Here is a 21488-nt window from a genome sequence, read left to right on the forward strand (position 1 = left end):
AACTTGAAATTTAGTTCGTTGAAAATATTGAAATTACAAAATCCGTAGTACCCGAAAAACGAATCCTATGAACGTAATATGCTCATATGTAGGCAGATATAAAATATTGTTCTCAACTTGGGTTAAAATAATCAGCATATTTGGTTGTGTGAAATGTATATTGTAGCTTTCGGGTTTAAAATTTTGTTATATGTATTTTAGAGAAAAGCATACGAATATATCGCATATATTTATGTATCAATTAGTTAAAGCCTATCGTGTTGGAGCAAAAGTCAAGCAGCCTCTTATTGTATCACTTGGTACGGAATCAGGCAAGCCCATAGTAATACAAAAAAACATATCAGCTACTTGACATTGATTTTCAAAATATGAAGAAAACATAATCGTATATCTAAAAATGTAGTTCAGTCCACTTGTGTAGTGCCTATCGACTGGGGCTATTGATTTTCACGCACTTATGCGTTGAGTGCGAAAGATGGGCTAAAAGTTGAGATTCGATTTCTTTGGAGCCAGATAGCTGACATTCAATTTAATACTTGTTATATGTAAGTTTAGCAGCTTTCATTATTGAAAGCGATGAGTCGTCTAAATATAATGTACGCTCTAATTCTTTGTAAACAGAATATGCAGCGAAAAATACACATATTTGAGCTTCTATTCTATTTATAGCCTATCCTGTTTTGTGCGAGTCGTCATCGCTTCAAATTATCCTTGCTGAATATCAAGCATTTATGATTTTGAATTTTACAATATGGGTGTCCAATTGATGAAAACAGGAGATAACAAACACAACATCACAATTCAGACTTTCAGCCTGCACGTTCCATCAATTATTTTCATAAGCTTTTAAGCCTATGCTTTTACAATATGACCTTTTCAGGTCAATTTGCAGTATCAATAAAATTAGATATAGGGAATTTCTAAAAATGCAAATTTCTTATACCATGAACTATACTATTTTAGAAGTCCCCTATATTAATAATTAGCAATTTCTGATTATTTGATTTTATGCCCACACTACTTTCTTGGATCATGCTATTTCTGCAGTTATGCGAGTTTACAAACTACACATAGTGTATGAAAAATAAATGCTCCTACTATAGTGCACTTAAATCGAAAAAATTGCTTGCACCAACACCCACATCAAATCGGCCATTCGATATAGAGATGGGCTCTCCGTTGATGATGGCTTGAAAAAAGAAATATCCAGATAAAATAAGTTGCATTTCCTGATCATCAACTACCAATCGTTGTACTCTGTTAAAATTTAGAATTCCATTTAGGATTGTAGCCTGCACACGATTGTTGTTAATATATATTTCTATATCGCCTCCCAGCTCGCCAATGTCAACTGTCGATTCGTTTAAGACAATTAAGTCGGAATACTGCATTGGGAAAAACCCTGGTATTATAAAGCGGATATTCATGGCTTCCGAGCTGTAATAGTTTATCGAACCTCCCTTTTGTCCTTTAAATGAAAAGCTTGTTGTATCGGAAGTTACAATTACTTTCAATGGAATTTCCATGGTGTTCGAAACAAAAACTTCTCGGTCATAATAAGCACCAAAAGTGTTGTAGCCCCATTCCGAGTATTCCGGAAGACCCGGAAATTCAGGGTCAGCAATAAATATTGATTGTTCCAGCTCCATATCTTTTGAGCAGGATATCATAAGTATGCTAATTGTTAATAAACCAATAACTATTTTTTTCATAATAATGGATTTAAAAAGGAAATTTAACTGAAGCTTGAATACCTGACCCATTTTGAGGTTCGACCAGTCCAGATACTTGTTTGCTTACAAAAATTGAGGGCATAAAACTTTCGATAGACATATGCATTTTATCGGGATTACCTATTGTTACACCACCAGACAGATACATCATAACCAGCCATTTATTAGGAGATGAGAATTTAGATGATACATCTGTTTCGTAAACTTCCATATCGTTGTTGTAAAAAACTACATTGTCGTGAGTGTTTAACAAATAACTGATTTCTGTCCCTCCTTTTACATAAAATTTCATGCCAAACAAATCGAACAAATTGCGTTTAATTTCAAAAGGAAGCCCTATGTAATTAGAGTTTCTAACAACTTTTTTAACCTTTAAATATTCAGTGGTTGTGCCTTCTTGTTTGTTTAGTAGATAGAAAAAACTTGTGTTATCATCATTACCTCCTGATTTACTTAAAATGCTGTTTGACTGTGAAAATCTTACTCCTAAAACCAAACTAAACTTCTTATTTGCAGGCTTGAACTCTGTTTTTGTTCCAACATGCCATTTTTGATAAGAAAGATTAAGTAAATGATCGCTTTCGTTAATCCCATAGGTAGAAACATCAACACTTCCTCTGATAAAGCCGTACTGTTTTGATTCGCAGCTATGAATGCTGAATCCTGATTCCGCTTCGATGAATAGTTTTGCTGAATCCTGAGCAAAAACAATTCGAGGATTAACCAAAAATAGAAATATCAAAAGCAAGGGAGGAATAAGTCTTTTCATAATTAAAAGTAGATTAATTGTTTATACTTCATTTGTAATTATCGTAACTTCATAATTTCTAATACCCATTGATGAAATTTTTCATATTTGGGTTGCTTCATGTTTTCCGGCAGGCATTTTATTGGAACCTCTATAAATGTAAATTTCTTAATTGTTTCAAATTTTCAAAATCCTCATCCCAACAAATCGGGACTGTGGTTTTAAATTTCTTAGGTCTCGAACTTTGCTATTTTTAGAAGTTCTCTTTAGAAAAAGGCTCTCAAATACTATTTTTTCTTTTTCTTGATAGAAGAACAATTCAATTTCAAATGATTAAAATATTATTAATCTGGGCTTTACTAATAGAATTCCAATTTTGATTCTATTTTTTTTCTTAATGAAAAAGTAACAATTTCTCTAGTGTCATGTCAAGCATAATCTTTCAGCCCAAGTTTTGTTCTTCTCCAGTTTTGCTTTGTAAAAAAAAGACTCACTTAGCTAAGGCTATGCTTACTTTTTTTTATTTCGTAAAACAGAAAAATAACTGCAACTTAACCGAAACTTTATGCTTGACATGACACTAGTTAATGGAATAAGTACCAAGGTCTAATATTTTTGTCAAAATTATTTTGGTTGGAGAATCTTATGCAAATCAAAATCTTATTAATAAGTTTGCTCTAACTTATGATGCTATGGTGGCATCAAATTATTTGGGAAACAATACTTTTCGAAAATCCTGATCATGGGCTTAACTATGTAGGTAATAAGCCCTCAAATAATTTTCGTAAAACTATCTTTTGATTACTGAATTACAAACACATATGAAAAAACTATTTAGTTAAAGGGGGGGCTTTACTCAAAAGGAGGATTGAGAAATTAGTATTATCCCTAAGATATTAAAACAAAAAAGGCTCTGAGAGAAGAGCCTTTATTTTTAAATATGTTGTTATTTAATTTCTATTCAACAACTTTTATCCAGCCAAATTTGTCGGGCTCGTCGCCATTTTGAATAGCTTGTAATTTTTCGAAAAGTTTAATTGAAACCGGTCCAGGTTTTCCATCTGTCGAGTATTCGTAAACTTTAGCAGTATCATTGTCAATAATTTTTCCTATTGGGCTAATTACTGCTGCAGTACCGCAAGCTCCGGCTTCTTCAAAAGTAGCAAGTTCATCAATTTCAACTGGTCTTCTTTCAGTTTTTAGCCCTATCTCTTCGGCAAGTTGTATTAGGCTTTTGTTTGTAATCGAAGGTAAAATTGAATCGGATTTTGGTGTTATGTATGTATTGTTTTTTATGCCAAAAAAGTTTGCCGGCCCGCATTCGTCAATATATTTATGATGTTTCGAGTCTAAAAACAAAACTGAAGCAAAACCTTCTTTATGTGCCATATGCATTGCACGCAGGCTTGCCGCATAGTTACCACCTACTTTTATGCTCCCGGTTCCTTGTGGAGCAGCTCTGTCGAACTGGCGGGTTACTAACATATTTACAGGTTTGAAACCTTCCTTAAAGTAAGGTCCCACTGGTGTTACAAAAACTATAAAAGCATATTCTTTTGCAGGCTGAACTCCAACTTGTGGACCTGAGCCAAACAAAACAGGACGAATATATAATGAAGCTCCTGAGCCATATGGTGGCACAAATCGTTTGTTCATTTGAATGGCTTTAGTTACAGCTGCCTCAAATATCTCATCAGGCAATTCCGCCATCATAATTCCTCTCGACGAAGCCTGCATTCTGTGAGCATTGTCTTGCCATCTGAACATACGAATTTTACCATCTTTGCCCATAAATGCTTTCATGCCCTCGAAGGATTCCTGCCCGTAATGCAAACAGGTTGCAGCAATATGTATGTCAACGTGCTCGGAAGATGAAATTTCTAATTCGCCCCATTTGCCATCGCGAAAATAGCAGCGTACATTATAATCTGTTTTTAAGTATCCGAAAGGGAGTTCTCCCCATTTAATATTTTCCATATTATAGTTTTTAATACATTTTTAATTCTCCAAAATTAAATAATATTCCTGTAATCAACAAATTTCCTAATCGCCAAAAATCTTTAATACTGAAACAATTTTGCTCGAAATTGTTTGTCAAAAAATAAAAGTTATTCTGCTATGATTCAGGATGATATATTGGGTTTTTGCTAATTCAATTATTTATTACCTTTGCGGCCTGAGAAATTAAAATGAAATTATTTTGAAAGAAGAAGATTTGTTAAATGGGAAACGGTTGTATTATAGTTTTTTGGCAGGAGCCAAGCAAATTTTCAATCATCAAAAATATTTGAATAAAATCAATGTTTTTCCGGTTTCTGATGCCGATACTGGAACAAATATGGCATCGACAATGCAATCTATAATTGATACTGAAATTCCTACCGATAGTATAAAACAAACTGCCACGGCTTTGGCAGACGCAGCACTTGTAGGTGCTCGGGGAAATTCAGGTATTATTTTCGCACAATTTTTATATGGTTTTGGAAACGAAATTGAAGGTGAAAATGACCTGAGTATCAATAATTTTGATATTGCCATAAATAAAGCAGTAGAGTATGCTTACGATGCAATATCTAATCCCGTAGAAGGCACAATGATTACAGTCATCAGAGAATGGGCTGAAGGTATTAGTACAATTAAAGAACAATGCGAAACTTTCCAGAAACTTATAATTGATTCTTATAAATTTGCAAAAAAATCGTTATCGGAAACTACTGAAAAACTTGAGGTTTTAAGAAAATCGAAAGTAGTTGATGCCGGGGCATTAGGATTTGTAGTTTTTTTGGAAGGAATGATAGATTTCTTTTCGCATGGCGAAATCAGGAAAATCTTACCTCTCAGAAATATTGTGAAAGCAGAAAAGTTCAATCTAATTTCGCATGAAGAAATAACCTTCAGGTATTGCACAGAAGCTTTGATAATGGATGTTGATATTGATAAAGAAAAACTAAAATCTATAATTCAAGATAAAGGCGATTCCTTAGTTATAGCAGGTTCAAAATCGAAGTTAAGAATTCATATTCATACCGACAAACCTGCTGATGTTTTTGAAGTCTTATATAAACATGGAACCATAACACATCAAAAAGTTGATGATATGGTAATGCAAAACAGTGTAGTTGAAAATCAAGTTTCAAAAATAGGTTTTCTAAGCGATTCTACTTCGGATATTCCACAAGATTTGATTGAGAAATATCAAATTCACATTGTACCTCTATCGGTTCATTTCGGTCGAAACTATTTTCTGGACCGTACCACAATTTCATCAAAAAGTTTTATAAATCTACTGAACAAATCGAAAGAATATCCTTCTACAGCTCAGCCGGCATACAAAGATTTTTATAATAAATACAATTATCTTTCTACGATTTATGATTCGGTACTCTCATTTCATATTAGTAAAGAAATGAGCGGAACTTGGTCGAACAGTTCAAAAGCTGCACATGTCATTGCAAATCAATCTGATAAACAATTTGATGTAATCAATTCAAAAAGAGTTACCGGAGGTTTAGGATTAATTGTTTTGCGGGCTGTGAAAGAAATTGAAAATGGAGCTCAACAAAAGGACATTGTTGAAAAAGTAGATGATTGGATTCAGAAAACCAAAGTTTTTATTACGACAAAAACTACTAAATACTTAGTGAAAAGTGGGCGACTGAATCCGGTGAAAGGAGCAATCGGGAATTTTCTGAATTTGAAACCTCTGTTATATGTAAATGAAAATGGGAAGATTGAAGCCTTGAAAAAATCGTTCGGCGAAAAAGGATGTATGAACCAACTAATTGACAAAGTAAAAGAATTGGTAGAGAAGCACGAAATATATGATTATGCAATTTCGCACGTAAACTGCAAAGCCTCAGCAGAATTGTATGCCAGCCAACTCGAAAAAGTGGTAGGTAAAAAACCAATCTGGATAAGTGAAGCTTCGCCGGTTCTTGGAGTAAATACCGGTCCGGGAACTATTGGAGTTTCCGTAATGTTGAAGTGATTTTGAATCAAAACCAATATTTGTGAAATAAAAAAACGCCAAAAACAAGCTTATGCAAGTTCTTGACGTTTTTTAGAATTATTTCAAAAAAGACTAATCTAAATCAGCAAGAGAAGCTAATTTCATTTATTTAATTATAATCATCATTTTAGTTCTGGAAATTTTCTCGGTCTTCAGCCTAAAATAATAAGTTCCTGCTATCAATTTCTCAGCGTCAAACTGAATTGTATGCTTCCCTGCTTCATGGATATTATTCCTGAGGATAGCCAGTTTTTCGCCAAACACATTGTAAATTGAGAACTCCACCATGGTTTTTTCAGGTATGAAAAAGCTAAATTCCGTTTCATTTGAAAATGGATTGGGAGCATTCTGATTTAGATAATATCCGGAAATCTCGAAATAGTTGTTTAAGGAAATATCTGCTACAGAAATTTTATTCTTTTCATAGTTGCCATCACCTTCTATCCAGGAATCAATCTCTAGAATTCTTTCTTCTCCATTCCAAAGTAGTACAACGAATTTCTCGCCTTCCTGCAAACCATCAATATCCTGAGTAATTTCGTCATCGCCCCAAAGAGTGATAGCCGTAAATTCTCCCTTAATAACAGATGAACCAACTAAAATTCCCGCCTGATTAAAGATTCCAATTTCAGAACCATAATCATAATTTGATGTAATCAAACCAAGGCTCATATTATTGCCTGTATTTTTGGCTTTTTTGAAATGAATTGAAGGTGGTTGATATATTTCTTGCTTTGTAAAAACTATGGAATTAGCCGGATATATTAGGTTTTGTTGTGTACTCATATTTATTTGATAACCTTCGCCTGGCACCATATTTCCTATGAGATTAATGCCCCATTGTGGCCAATATATTTGACCGAGGCCATTTTTCACGATAATGATTTCGAGAACTATAGTATTTAACATTAGATCGATAGGTCCTGGATTTTCACGTAAGTATCCTAAAAAGCTCCATCCCTGAACAACTGTAATCGGAGTATTTTCCGGTTGTATGGAAAGCCCTATAACATTCATTGTATTTGCTGACGCAAGTTTAATCTGATATCCTTCTCCAATTGTAATATCTCCAATTAGATTAATTTGATATTGTGGCCAAAATGTACTACCCAAGCCATCCTTTATTATAACCACATCAGAGATAAATGGTGCACAAATATCGAATAAATTTGCTTCGAAAGGATCGATATATGTAGAGAAATAGCTCCAGCCAAGAGGAATATTGATAAATTGATTGTCCACATTTGCAGCTTCAAGCGAAAGAAGCCCACTTATTCCATTTGTAACAAATGTTCCGGTATTTGGCATTGCCGGAGGTTGAATATAAGTTGCAGTGGCATTATACTCAACTCCATCAGTTGCACGCCATATTTTCCACTGGAATACTTCTCCGTTGGCAAAACCATCTTGCTGACTTGTTTGCAGATCGTCTCCCCATGCGGTGATAGATTGAATTTGTGCAGTCCACTCGGCGAATCCGGCACAGATCTGGCTACCAAGCGAATCATAGAAAACACCAAGGTAATCGCCCACTAAAATTTGAGTTCCATCTATTGTAACCGGAGTAGAATTAGGAATCAGAATGGTATGCGAATTCCCTGTGTTTGTAAATGTCCATGTATTTGTTTGGATTGGAGGATTATCAGCGCCAGCTTTAATTATCATGCCACTTAAAACTGCATAATTTATTGTTTCATTGACCATTACAATATCGCTTGCTTTGTCGGTTTTAAATAATGGAAGTGTAGCTACTATAGAATCTGTTTCCCATGTTAAAGCACCATTTGAAGTTCGCCAAATTCCTGAAGCCCCGCCGGTTGCCGTACTCGACAATAATCCCATATCCATATTAAAGAAATCCATTTCTCCAACATAGATATAAGAGATTGGCGGAACATTTCGTTGATCCCAGCTCAAACCCTGATCGGTAGTGCGGATAATAGCAAAATAACTACCATTGTATCTTGAAACTACATAACCAACAGAATCGTTCACAAAGTCTATACTTTTGCTTACTCCTCCTCCGGTAACGGGAAGTGTTACTGTCCAGCTTATTCCTCCGTCAGTTGTTTTGTAAACATTATCGGCATCCATAACAAATCCTATAGACTCATTCACAAATTCACCACTATTAAGGAAAGTAAGGCCAGGCGTGACTTGCACATCCCATGTCAATCCACCGTCGGCAGTTAGGAAAACCACATCCTGCATTGCACCTAGCAGATCATTGTAAGTCCTTGCATTGGCAAAACCAACATTTGCGTTTAGCATTTCAAAATCTTGCAATCCAAAATTATCATAGGTACTAAAATCGGAGAAGATAGTATCTGAGACCAAAGTCCAACTCATACCGCCATCGGAAGTAGAATAGGTATTCCAATTGTGCGTACCCCATTGTGGTGGATGACCAATTGCTAAACCATTATTTGCATCGAAAAACCATGCTCCAAAAATAGTTAAAGGCAATGACTGGTAAGATGATGGAATTGGATTAGTCAAACTCCATGTAAGTCCTCCATCAATGGTTTTATTAATGGTATTGAAAGCTGATGAATATACTCCGGAAGGAAATTGGTCTGCATTATAAAATCCAATATTTTCGCTTAGCCACTGATGATACTGCACATAAGAAGTTGTTAGTGTGTGGATTGAATCCCATGGCAAAACTGGTACATTATTGATGGTGAACACGGAATTGCTCTCATCTTTTGTAACATCAACTCTGTTGACTTTAATTATACAGTTTTCTGTGAAAATGTTTGGCACTGTCCATTGATATGACAAGCCACTCACATTCTCTTCAATAATCACCCAATGACTACCATTGTCCGGCGAATAGGATAATTCAACTCCGTCGAAGTTGCCTGTTTGGCTCCATGAAATCAATGTTGAATCGTTACCTGTAAAGGTTTCTCCACCATTTGGCGAAAGCACTGTAATTCCAATTTCAGTAACCGTAAATGGAGCATCGCAATCGTCATAAATTGCAGTTCCATTTAATTGTAATCTCACTTCAGCAGTAGTAGTAGCCTCGTTCGGCAGCAAATACTTTAAGGATCCAGTGTTGGGAACATTTGCTATAAGTGTGAAGTTGTATCCGAGCTTATAGTAAAAATCAATTAGTGGAACAGTGCTACATTCTGAAGTATCCCAAGTTACAAGGAGTGTGTCGCCTCCCTGATATACTTCACCACCATTTGGCGAAAGCACAGTAATAGAATTTAGGTTCTCAATAATTGTGAAATAGCTTGAACTAGTATCACCTCCATATGCCAACAAACATGTAGTAGAATTTATATTTGGAATTGCCCAAGCAACGGTTTCCCATTCTGCCGGAGCATCGCCTGCCCACGACCATGTGGTTCCGCCATCGGAAGAAAACATGATGTCGTTGAAATTGACATTTCCATTGGAATTCCAGAGAACTGAATCTAATGTTGCACCAAGAAATACTTCCCCGCCATTGGGATAAAGCAACTCAATTGGTGCTATTGAACCTACCTCAAAAATTTGATCACTAATGTCAAAAATGGAGGAATTTCCTAATTCTTCAATTTTAATCAAATAATTTGCTGAAACCATATTTGGTGTCCATTGGAAGTACCCGTTGTTTGCAACAGAATCTTCAATCAGATACCAGTTTGATCCGGCATTGTGTGAGTAATAAATATCAACAAAATCAATAAATCCTGTTGATATCCAACTGATGCTATCATTAGAATTTGTTTCAATTATTTCGCCTCCATTAGGATATAATATCGAAATGTTGGAAGCCTCTGAAATAGCAAATACTGCATCACTAATATCGTTGATTCCTGTACCCAGTTCCTGCACTTTTATCAGACATTGGGTACTCGAAACATTGGGAACTATGTACTGATATCCGCCTGAGTTTTGAACATTATCGTTCAGTATAATCCAGTTGGTCCCATTGTCGATTGAATAGTGAATCATTACATTGCCCGATACACCGGTCGATGTCCACGAAATGTAGGACCAATCGTTGGCTGTTATAACTTCGCCACCATTCGGGTAATTTATGCTTATACTGGCAGGTGTTGCAGGCTGAATAGTGAACACCGAATCGCTTACATCGAACACTGTTGACCCTCCCAGTTCTTGCACTTTTATCAGACATTGGGAACTCGAAACATTGGGAACTATATACTGGTATCCACCTGAGTTTTGAACATTATCGTTCAGCATAATCCAGTTGGTCCCGTTGTCGATTGAATAGTGAATCATTACGTTGCCAATAATTCCGGAAGAAGTCCAGGAAATGTATGACCAATCGTTGGCTGTTATTACTTCACCACCATTCGGGTAATTTATTGTAATGCCTGCTGGTGCCGGAGGTGCAATCTCGAAAGCAGTATCGCTAATATCATTTATTCCTCCAATTCCAGTAATCTTTACTAAGGCAGTAACAGATGATACTGAAGGCACAAGCCATGAATACAAGCCGTTGTTTAATTCATAATCTGAGATTAATATCCATGTTGAACCATTATCAAGCGAATAATGTAACATGACATTATACATTGTCCCTGTTGTAGTCCAGGTAATATTATATGTACTTCCAGCCGTCAATACTTCTCCACCGTTCGGAGTAATCAAAGTAATTGTTGTTGCAAGGGTAGTATCAATTTCAAATACCTGATCGCTAATATCAAATATATTTGCATCAGCATAATCAACAATCTTAATTAAAGCATTGGTAGATGAAACAAATGGAACAACCCAATTGTATGAACCATAATTATAATAATTACCTGCAATTAAATTCCAGGTAGCTGCACTATCTGTAGAATAATATATGTCAACATAATCCACAGATCCTACTGATGACCATGAAATATATGCAATAGAACCAGGACCTATAACCTCTCCACCATTTGGATAGATAACAGATATGGCATTTGAAGCCGGAGGAGTTATAGAAAATGAACTATCGCTCATATCAGTAACAGCAGTTGAGTATTGATCAAAAACCTTAATATAAGTTGTAGGTGATGTTATATTTGGAACATTCCAGCTATAAATACCATCGTTAGCTTGAAAACTTGCAACGTATGTCCATGTGATTCCATCGGTAGAATAAGCAATTTCTATGTATGGAATCGTAACAGTGGAGCTCCATGTAATATCATAAGTGCTGCCGCCAATCAATGATTCTCCGCCATTAGGTGTTAAAACGGTTATACCAGTTGTATAAGGAGCAATTTCAAAATTACTATCGCTAACATCCATGACCGTGGGATTATATACATCGTTAATTTTGAGCATTGCATTAGTTGTTGGATAATTTAAAACTGTCCATTCAAAATGCCCGTCATTATACAAGTATTCGCCAATATAGAACCAATTGATACCTCCATCTGTGGAAAGGGAAACATCAATATAATTAACTGATCCTGTTGATGACCAGCTTATGTCTTGCGTGCTGCCAACTGTCCATACTTCACCACCATTTGGTGCAGTTAAAGTAAGCGTATTAGGAATTCCATTTATAGTAAAAGTATTATCACTAATATCAGATACCGAGGAATTAAATATCTCATGGATTTTAATAAGAGCATTTGTGGTACTGATATTTTCAACATTCCAAGTATGGATTCCATCATTTGGTGAGTAATCATCAATATAAGTCCAGGTACTACCGCCATCAGTAGAATAATAAATTTCTACATAGTTAATCGTGCCGGACGATGACCAGGTGATATCGTAGTTGCTACCTCCAGTCAAAACTTCACCACCATTTGGAGTAAGTACTGTGATAGAATTTTGAGTAGCCGCTGCAATTTCAAATACATTATCACTAATATCTACTACAGAAGAATTATACACTTCATTAATTTTAATTAAGGCAGTGGTTGTGGTTATATTTGGAACTGTCCAGGCATATTGCCCATTGTTTGTGGCATAGTCGTTTATATAGTTCCAATTCACACCATTGTCGGTCGAGTACCAAAGTTCAACAGCTCCATAGGTAAATGTCCCTGTCCAAGACCATTGAATAATATGAACCGTTCCGGCATTAAAAACTTCACCTCCATTTGGAGAAATTAACGTAATTGAATTAGAAACAACATTAATAGAAAAGTAGGAATCGCTGATATCCATGACAGAAGTATTCCCGAACTCATTAATTTTAATTAGTGCAAATGAAGCAGTTACGTTTGGCACTGTCCATTCGAAAAGTCCGTCGTTATAGGCATGGTCGTCTATGTAGTTCCATGACATCCCTCCATCTGGAGAATACCATATCTCAACATAGGAAATCGATCCGGTAGAAGACCAGGTGATGTTATAAACATTTCCATTTGCAAGTGCTTCACCACCATTTGGTGAGATAACAGTTAGAGAATTTGCAATCGCATTGATTGTAAATGCATTATCGCTCACATCTGCTATAGATGAGTTTGACACATCATTTATCTTAACAAGGGCATTACTCGTATTGACATTTACTACATTCCAATAGTAGTATCCATCGTTTGCTGAATAATCATCAATGTAGGTCCAGTTAGTTCCTCCATCCGTCGAATACCAAATTTCAACATAGTTGATTACCCCGGTACTCGACCAGGTGATATCGTAATAGCTTCCTCCCGGAAGGATTTCTCCGCCATTGGGAGTGACCACGGTGATTGAGTTTGGCAATGCAGCACCAATCTCAAATGTAGTATCGCTCACATCCACAATGGATGCATTGTTAACATCTTCGATTTTAATCAAGGCATTTGTAGATGGTGCATTGGGTACAGTCCATGCATACGATCCAGTATTGGGGTTATAGGGGGCGATGTTAGTCCAGTTACTACCTCCATCGATCGAATACCAAATTTTCACATAATTGACCTGCCCGGTTGTCGACCAGGTAATATTTTGTGTACTGCTGATGGACCAAACTTCTCCACCGTTGGGTGATGTGACAGTAATCGTTTGTGCAATTGCGCTAATCGTAAAGCTAGAGTCGCTGACATCACTAACATTCGGATTGTTGGAGTCAATAATTGCGATAATGGCATTCGTGGTTGGCAAATTTGAAACAAGCCATGTATAGGTTCCATCATTAGGGGTATTGTTGGCCACAAACGACCAGTTGCCGCCACCATCTAAGGAATAATAAATATCTACCTCTGCAATGGTTCCTGTTGATGTCCAAAGAATGTCGGCATTCGTTCCTCCGTCCCAGACTTCCCCACCATTAGGGGTAACTACTGTGAGAGTATTGGGTGAAGTAGTGGTAATTTCAAAGGCTGCATCACTCAAGTCCACAGTGGCTGCATTGGCAACATCATTGATTTTTATCCACGCATTTACTGTTGACACTGTGGGAACAGTCCATTCATACAAGCCATCGTTTGAGGAATAATCATCAATGTAAGTCCAAACCTGACCTCCATCCGTAGAGTACCAAATCTCTACATAAGAAATCGTTCCGGTTGATGACCAGGTTATATTTTGGGTAGTACCGGATGTCCAGACTTCATTACCATTGGGGGAATTTACAGTTATAGATTCAGCAACAGCACCAATCGTAAAAGGACTGTTACTGTAATCCCATATATTAGAATTAGTAGAACTTGCTATAACAATAATTCCATCTAATGTAGGTGTATTAGGTACCTGCCAACTATAAGATCCTGTATTAGCAACTCCTAATGCAACTTGTGTAATATTCACCCCGGCATCAGTAGAATAATATATATCAACATTATTCACAGATCCATAAGATGACCATGTGATATTATAATTTGAACCCACATTTAGTACTTCACCACCATTTGGAGAGAGGACAGTTAATGTAGTTACGGTACTAATTTCAAAATCGTAAGAACTAACATCCCAGACACTAATATCTAATACATCATTTATTTTGACCCTTGCATTAACTGTTGAAACATTAGGAACCGTCCATTCATAAAGTCCATCATTAAGTGCATAATCATCTATATAACTCCAGTTAACTCCTCCATCTATAGAATACCAAATTTCAACATAATTAATATTACCAGTAGAGGACCAAGTTATATCCTGGATAGTTCCCGGAGCCCATACTTCACCACCATTTGGTGAAAGTATCGTAATCTCGGCAGGTACAGATGTAATAGTAAATGGGCCATCACTATAATCAACCACATATGGATAGGTTACATCATTTATTTTTACCACTGCAGTGGTGGTATAAACATATGGCACTGTCCATTCAAAAAGGCCATCGTTAACAGCATAATCATCGAGATAAGTCCAGGTTTGTCCACCATCAGGCGAATACCAGATTTCAACATAAGGTATTGCTCCTGTACTTGTCCAACTTATGTTTTGTGTGCTTCCTCCCGCCCATGTTTCTCCACCATTAGGTGAAAGAATTGTGATTTGAGCCGGTAGCGAACCAATTACAAAACTGTTGTCGCTTATGTCTGTTGTGTTTTGGTTGAATACATCATTTACTTTTACCAATGCTGAGGTTGAATTAACATAAGGAACAGTCCATGAAAGGGTACCTGAATTTGCTCCATAAACGGAGAGATAAATCCATGTTTGGCCACCATTGAGGGAATATGCAACCTGAACATGAGTAATTGACCCGGTGCTTGTCCAGGTAATATTATGTGAGCTGCCTCCAGGCCACACCTCACCACCATTTGGAGATGTAATAGTAATTGATGGACCAGTTTGGGTAATGGTGAAAGTGCTGTTGCTCTCATCGGAGGTATTCACATTGCCTGCATCACGAATAGATATCAGCGCAGTGGAAGAAGTATCGTTTGGCACTTGCCATGTATATATCCCATCGTTGATCGTGTTATTAGTAATTACTGACCAGTTGCTACCCCCATCAATCGAATATAAAATATCTACATTACTTATCGATCCAGTAGAAGTCCATGTGATATCAACGCTGGAGCCCGTTGTTAATATTTCACCTCCATCAGGTTGAGTTACAGTTAAAGAATTGCCTAAGGGCGAGCTTATGCTAAATACATTATTGCTATTATCGCCCATAGATGGGTCAAACTGGTTTTCAATCCGAACCAATACATTTTGTGAATTTATATTAGGCACGTTCCACGAATAAGGCCCATTGCTTCCCAGATAGGTGTCAATAACAATCCAGTTTATACCATTATCAATAGAATAGAACAGAGCTACGTAAGGTATCATTCCAACTGATGACCAAGTAATTTCGTATGAACTACCTCCTGTTATGACTTCTCCTCCATTAGGTGCAAGTACCATAAGTGAACTATAAAAAGTGGAGGTAATTGTAAAAGTGCTATCGCTTATATCAGCTACAGCAGGATCGCCTGTTTCTAATACTTTAACAAGAGCGTTTGAACTTGGTGTATTAGGAATCTCCCAGGAATAAAGTCCATTATTGGGTACATTTGATGCGATGGAATCCCATGTAGCCCCAGAGTCCGTTGAATAGCTGAGGTCAACATTGCTAATATTTCCTATCGACTCCCAGACAACATAATATGTAGCCGATATAGTCAGGAGCTCTCCCCCATTTGGATGTGTTAGAGTTAACGAATTTATTGCAGTGCTGATTTCAAAATTTGCATCGGAAATATCAACAACTGATGAATTTCCGAATTCATTGATTTTAATGAGTGCATTTGCTGTAGATATATTTGGAACTATCCATTCAAATATTCCATCGTTGAGCGAGTGATCATCAATATAATTCCATGTGTTTCCTGCATCTGCCGAATACCAAATTTCAACATAATCGAATTGCCCGGTCGTTGACCAACTAATATTATAGTTGCTATTTTCCACTAATACTTCCCCACCATTAGGTGCGAGTACTGTGATTGAATTTGGAGCTACAACTGTTATTTCAAAGGTTGTATCGCTCACATCTACAACCGACGAATTGAATACTTCATTGATTTTAATTAAAGCCTCAGTAGTTGCAATAGCCGGGACAGTCCATTCATATACTCCATCATTTGGAGAATAATCGTCAATATAGTTCCAGTTTGAGCCATTGTCTGTTGAATACCAAATTTCGACATAGGAAATTGAGCCACTTGTTGTCCATGAAATATACTGTGCACTTCCGGCAGCCCAGCTTTCACCTCCATTTGGCGAAAGCACTGTAATTGTATTTGGTATAGCATTGATTGTAAATACTGCATCACTTTCATCATATATGCTTGAATTTCCGAATTCCGTGATTTTAACTAAAGTATTTGTAGTTGAAATATTTGGAACATTCCAGGCATAGCTGCTATCATTGGTTTCGTGGTCGGCAATTAAATTCCAATTCATACCTCCGTCGGTAGAATAGTACAAGTCGAGCCATGTTATTGACTGGTCGCTTGTCCAGATAATATCATAGCTACTTCCTCCAGTAAGGATTTCGCCACCATTTGGCGAATCAATTGTTACTGGATTGGATACTGCCAGATTTATCTCAAATGAAGCGTCACTAACATCAACTACAGCTGTATTATATACTTCATTGATTTTGACCAGAGCATTTACTGTCGTTACATTTGGGACAGTCCACCCATACAATCCATCATTTTGTGAGTAGTCATCAATATAATTCCAGACTTGTCCACCATCAGATGAATACCAAATCTCAACAAAGCTGATTGTTCCTATTGAAGTCCATGTAATGTTTTGAACACTTCCAGCAGTCCATACTTCGCCGCCATTAGGTGCAATAACCGTAACAGTGTTAGTTACCGCATTGATGGTAAAAGGTGCATTGCTAAAATCATAGATATTTGTATTGTTGTATTCTGTGATCGCAATCATAGCATCTGTTGTTGCAATGTTTGGGACATTCCATGTATAGATGCTATCATTCTCTTCATGATCAGCAATCATGTCCCAATTCGAGCCTCCATCAGTAGAATAATATAGATCGACATAACTAAACGAACCATCACTTATCCATGTAATATTGTAGGTGCTACCTCCAGTCAGAATTTCACCTCCATTAGGAGTGGTAATAGTTATTGGGATTACTTCAACTATCTCAAATGTGTTGTCGCTCATATCCATAACCAAATTGTTATAAACTTCATTGATTTTAACCAGTGCATTTGCAGTTGAATTATTTGGCACATCCCATTCGTATAATCCATCATTGGATGAATAATCATCAATGTAATTCCAAACCTGTCCACCGTCTGATGAATACCATATTTCGACATTATTGATCAAGCCAGTGCTAGTCCATGTAATATTATACGTACTATTGCCACTTATTACTTCACCACCATTTGGCGAGGTAACTGTAATTGAATTGGGAATTGCATCAATAGTAAATGGTGCGTCGCTTACATCCCCATTTGCAGGATTGAAAACTTCGTGGACTTTTATTAAAGCATTTGTTGTAGCTACATTTGCCACTGTCCATTCTTTGAATCCATTATTAAAATGAAAATCATCAACTGTACCCCATGTTGCACCTCCATCAGTAGAGTATAGGATACCTACATAATTCCCTGAATATCCGGAAGTGGACCAGGTTATGGTATATGTACTTCCTCCTGTTAAAACTTCTCCTCCATTTGGAGTTATCACTGTAAATGGGCTTGATGCAGCTATTTCGAAAGTAGTATCACTTTCATCTACAACCGATGAATTGAATACTTCATTAATTTTCACAAGGGCTGTTGTGGTAATATTATTTGGAACAGTCCATTCGTAAAGACCATCGTTAATTGAATAATCATCAATGTAGTTCCAATTTATTGCATTATCCGCAGAGTACCAAATTTCAACATAAGAAATGGCACCTGTGGTAGTCCAGCTAATGTCGTGAGTAGTACCAACATTCCAAACTTCTCCGCCATTTGGCGAAATTACTGTAATCGAATTTGAAACAGGATTGATAGTAAAAGCAGTATTACTAACATCAGCAACTGTGGGATCGCCAAACATATTTATTTTAATTTGAGCCATTGAAGTAGATATATTTGGAACTGTCCATTCAAATTGTCCATCGTTGTAAGCATGGTCGTCTATGTAATTCCAAATATTTCCATAATCGGTTGTGTACCAAATTTCAACATAATCTATGTTTCCTGTTGTTGTCCAGATAATGTTGTAATTGCTTCCTCCAGTAAGAGTTTCGCCACCATTAGGAGTAATTATTGAAATGGTGTTTGGTATAGTAGTTGAAATTTCAAACACATTATCGCTAACATCTACCACAGTAGAATTATAAACTTCATTAATTTGAATTAAGGCATTTGTGCTTGCAACATTTGGAACTGTCCAAACATACTGACCTGAATTTTGGGCATAGTCATCTATCATATTCCAAATATTTCCTCCGTCGGTTGAATAATAAATTTCTACAGCTCCGTATGTGAAGGTTCCTGTCCATGACCATTGGATTGTATCTATAGAACCTGCTGTTAAAATTTCTCCTCCATTTGGCGAAATTACTGTAATTGAATTTGAAACCGGATTGATGGTAAAAGCAGAATTACTAACATCGGCAACTGTGGCATCGCCAAACATATTTATCTTGATTTGAGCCATTGAAGTAGATATATTTGGAACCGTCCATTCAAATTGTCCATCGTTGTAAGCATGGTCATCTATATAATTCCAAATATTTCCATAATCGGTTGTGTACCAAATTTCAACATAATCTATGTTTCCTGTTGTTGTCCAGATAATGTTGTAATTGCTCCCTCCAGTAAGAGTTTCGCCACCATTAGGAGTAATTATTGAAATAGTGTTTGGTATAGTAGTTGAAATTTCAAACACATTATCGCTAACATCTACCACAGTAGAATTATAAACTTCATTAATTTGAATTAAGGCATTTGTGCTTGCAACATTTGGTACTGTCCAGACATACTGACCTGAATTTTGGGCATAGTCATCTATCATATTCCAAATATTTCCTCCATCGGTAGAATACCAAATTTCAACTGCTCCATAAATGAAGGTTCCTGTCCAGGACCATTGGATGTTTTGGACTGAACCTGCTGCCCAAGTTTCTCCACCGTTTGGAGAAGTAATTGTTATTGAGTTTGGTGTTGGAGTTATTGTAAATAAAGAATTGCTGACATCAACCACTGAGCTGTTTCCAAACTCATTGATTTTGATTTTAGCCATAGATGTTGAACAGTTTGGCACAGTCCACTCAAACTGCCCGTCGTTGTATGCGTGGTCGTCAATATAGTTCCAAATATTTCCATTATCGGTTGTGTACCAAATTTCTAAATAATCGAAACTGCCGGTTGAGTTCCAGGTGATGTTGTATGTGCTTCCTCCACTTAATATTTCACCACCGTTTGGAGAAATTATTGTGATGCTGTTGGTAGGAGCAGCAGTTATTTCAAACACATTATCACTAACATCAACAACAGTAGAATTATAAACCTCATTAATTTGAATTAAGGCATTTGTAGTTGCAACATTTGGAACTGTCCAAACATACTGACCTGAATTTTGAGCATAATCATCTATCATATTCCAAATATTTCCTCCATCGGTAGAATACCAAATTTCAACTGCTCCATATGTGAAAATTCCTGTCCATGACCATTGGATTGTATCTACAGAACCTGCTGTTAAAACTTCACCTCCATTTGGCGAAATTACTGTAACCGAATTTGTTACTGCGTTGATAATAAACTGTCCATCAGTCATATCATAAACATTGGAGTTGCTGAATTCTGTAATCATGATTTTTGCGTTATATGTTGTCACATTTGGAACTGTCCAACTAAAAGAACCATCATTTGTTTCGTGGTCAGCAATAAAAACCCAATTGTTACCGCCATCTGTTGAATAGTAGAGGTCTAGCCAGGTTATTGAACCATCGCTAGTCCAGCTTATATCGAAAGTTGATCCGCCTGTTAAAGTTTCTCCACCATTTGGTGCTGTCACAGTAACTGGGTTAGAAACTGCAACAGCAATCTCAAACATATTATCGCTCACATCCACAACCGTAGAATTATACACCTCATTTATTTTAATCAAGGCATTTGTAGTTGGAATATTTGGTACGGTCCAAACATACTGACCATTATTTAAAGCATAATCGTCAATATAATTCCAAATATTTCCCCCATCAGAAGAATACCATATTTCTACGGCTCCGTATGTAAAAGTTCCTGTCCATGACCACTGAATAGTATCTGCTGTTCCTGCAGTTAGAACTTCTCCTCCATTTGGTGAGGTAACAGTTACTGAATTTGAAACAGGATTGATTGTAAATGCAGTATTGCTATAATCAACCACTGAAGTATTCCCAAACATATTTATTTTTATTTGAGCCATTGAAGTTGAGATGTTTGGCACTGTCCATTCGAATTGTCCATCGTTGTAAGCATGGTCATCTATATAATTCCAAATATTTCCATAGTCGGTTGTGTACCAAATTTCAACATAATCAATACTCCCTGTTGTTGTCCAGCTAATGTTGTAATTTCTTCCTCCAGTAAGAGTTTCACCACCATTTGGAGTGATTATAGAAATAGTGTTTGGTAGAGGAGCAGCAATTTCAAAGGCATTATCACTAACATCAACAACAGTAGAATTATAAACCTCATTAATTTGAATTAAGGTATTAGTACTTGCAACATTTGGAACTGTCCAGGCATACTGACCGGAATTTTGGGCATAATCATCTATCATATTCCAAATATTTCCCCCATCGGTAGAATACCAAATTTCAACTGCTCCGTATGTGAAAGTTCCTGTCCAGGACCATTGAATTGTATCTACTGTTCCTGCTGTTAAAACTTCTCCACCATTAGGGGAAATAATTGTTACAGAATTTGAAACAGGATTGATTGTAAATGCAGTATTGCTAACATCGGCAACTGTTGGATCGCCAAACATATTTATCTTGATTTGAGCCATCGAAGTAGATATATTTGGAACTGTCCATTCAAATTGTCCATCGTTGTATGCATGGTCATCTATGTAGTTCCAAATATTTCCATAATCGGTTGTGTACCAAATTTCAACATAATCTATGTTTCCTGTTGTTGTCCAG

Annotated in this window: 5 protein-coding genes; 1 reads left to right on the top strand and 4 read right to left on the bottom strand. The window is 36.6% G+C overall.

Annotated elements, in window-relative coordinates:
- Window positions 1-1097: 1097 nt before the first annotated feature.
- From HN894_13440 to HN894_13450, 3 genes are all read right to left on the bottom strand, one after another.
- Window positions 1098-1712, bottom strand: coding sequence for a hypothetical protein (locus HN894_13440; GenBank protein MBT7144326.1), 615 nt, complete (start codon window positions 1710-1712; stop codon window positions 1098-1100).
- Between the two features lie 10 nt (window positions 1713-1722).
- Entirely contained in the window at window positions 1723-2502 is a 780-nt protein-coding gene (locus tag HN894_13445) for a hypothetical protein (GenBank protein MBT7144327.1), read from the bottom strand.
- A gap of 936 nt (window positions 2503-3438) precedes the next feature.
- A complete protein-coding gene (locus tag HN894_13450) occupies window positions 3439-4458 on the bottom strand; it encodes a branched-chain amino acid aminotransferase (GenBank protein MBT7144328.1) in 1020 nt (339 codons plus the stop codon).
- Window positions 4459-4681: 223 nt separating this feature from the next.
- Here HN894_13450 and HN894_13455 point away from each other — a divergent pair, with 223 nt between their 5' ends.
- Window positions 4682-6469, top strand: coding sequence for a DegV family EDD domain-containing protein (locus HN894_13455; protein ID MBT7144329.1), 1788 nt, complete (start codon window positions 4682-4684; stop codon window positions 6467-6469).
- Window positions 6470-6595: 126 nt separating this feature from the next.
- Here HN894_13455 and HN894_13460 read toward each other — a convergent pair.
- A partial coding sequence (locus tag HN894_13460) for a hypothetical protein (protein MBT7144330.1) occupies window positions 6596-21488 on the bottom strand: 14893 nt, incomplete at its 5' end.

Source organism: Bacteroidota bacterium, assembly GCA_018692315.1.
Taxonomy (GTDB): Bacteria; Bacteroidota; Bacteroidia; order Bacteroidales; family JABHKC01; genus JABHKC01.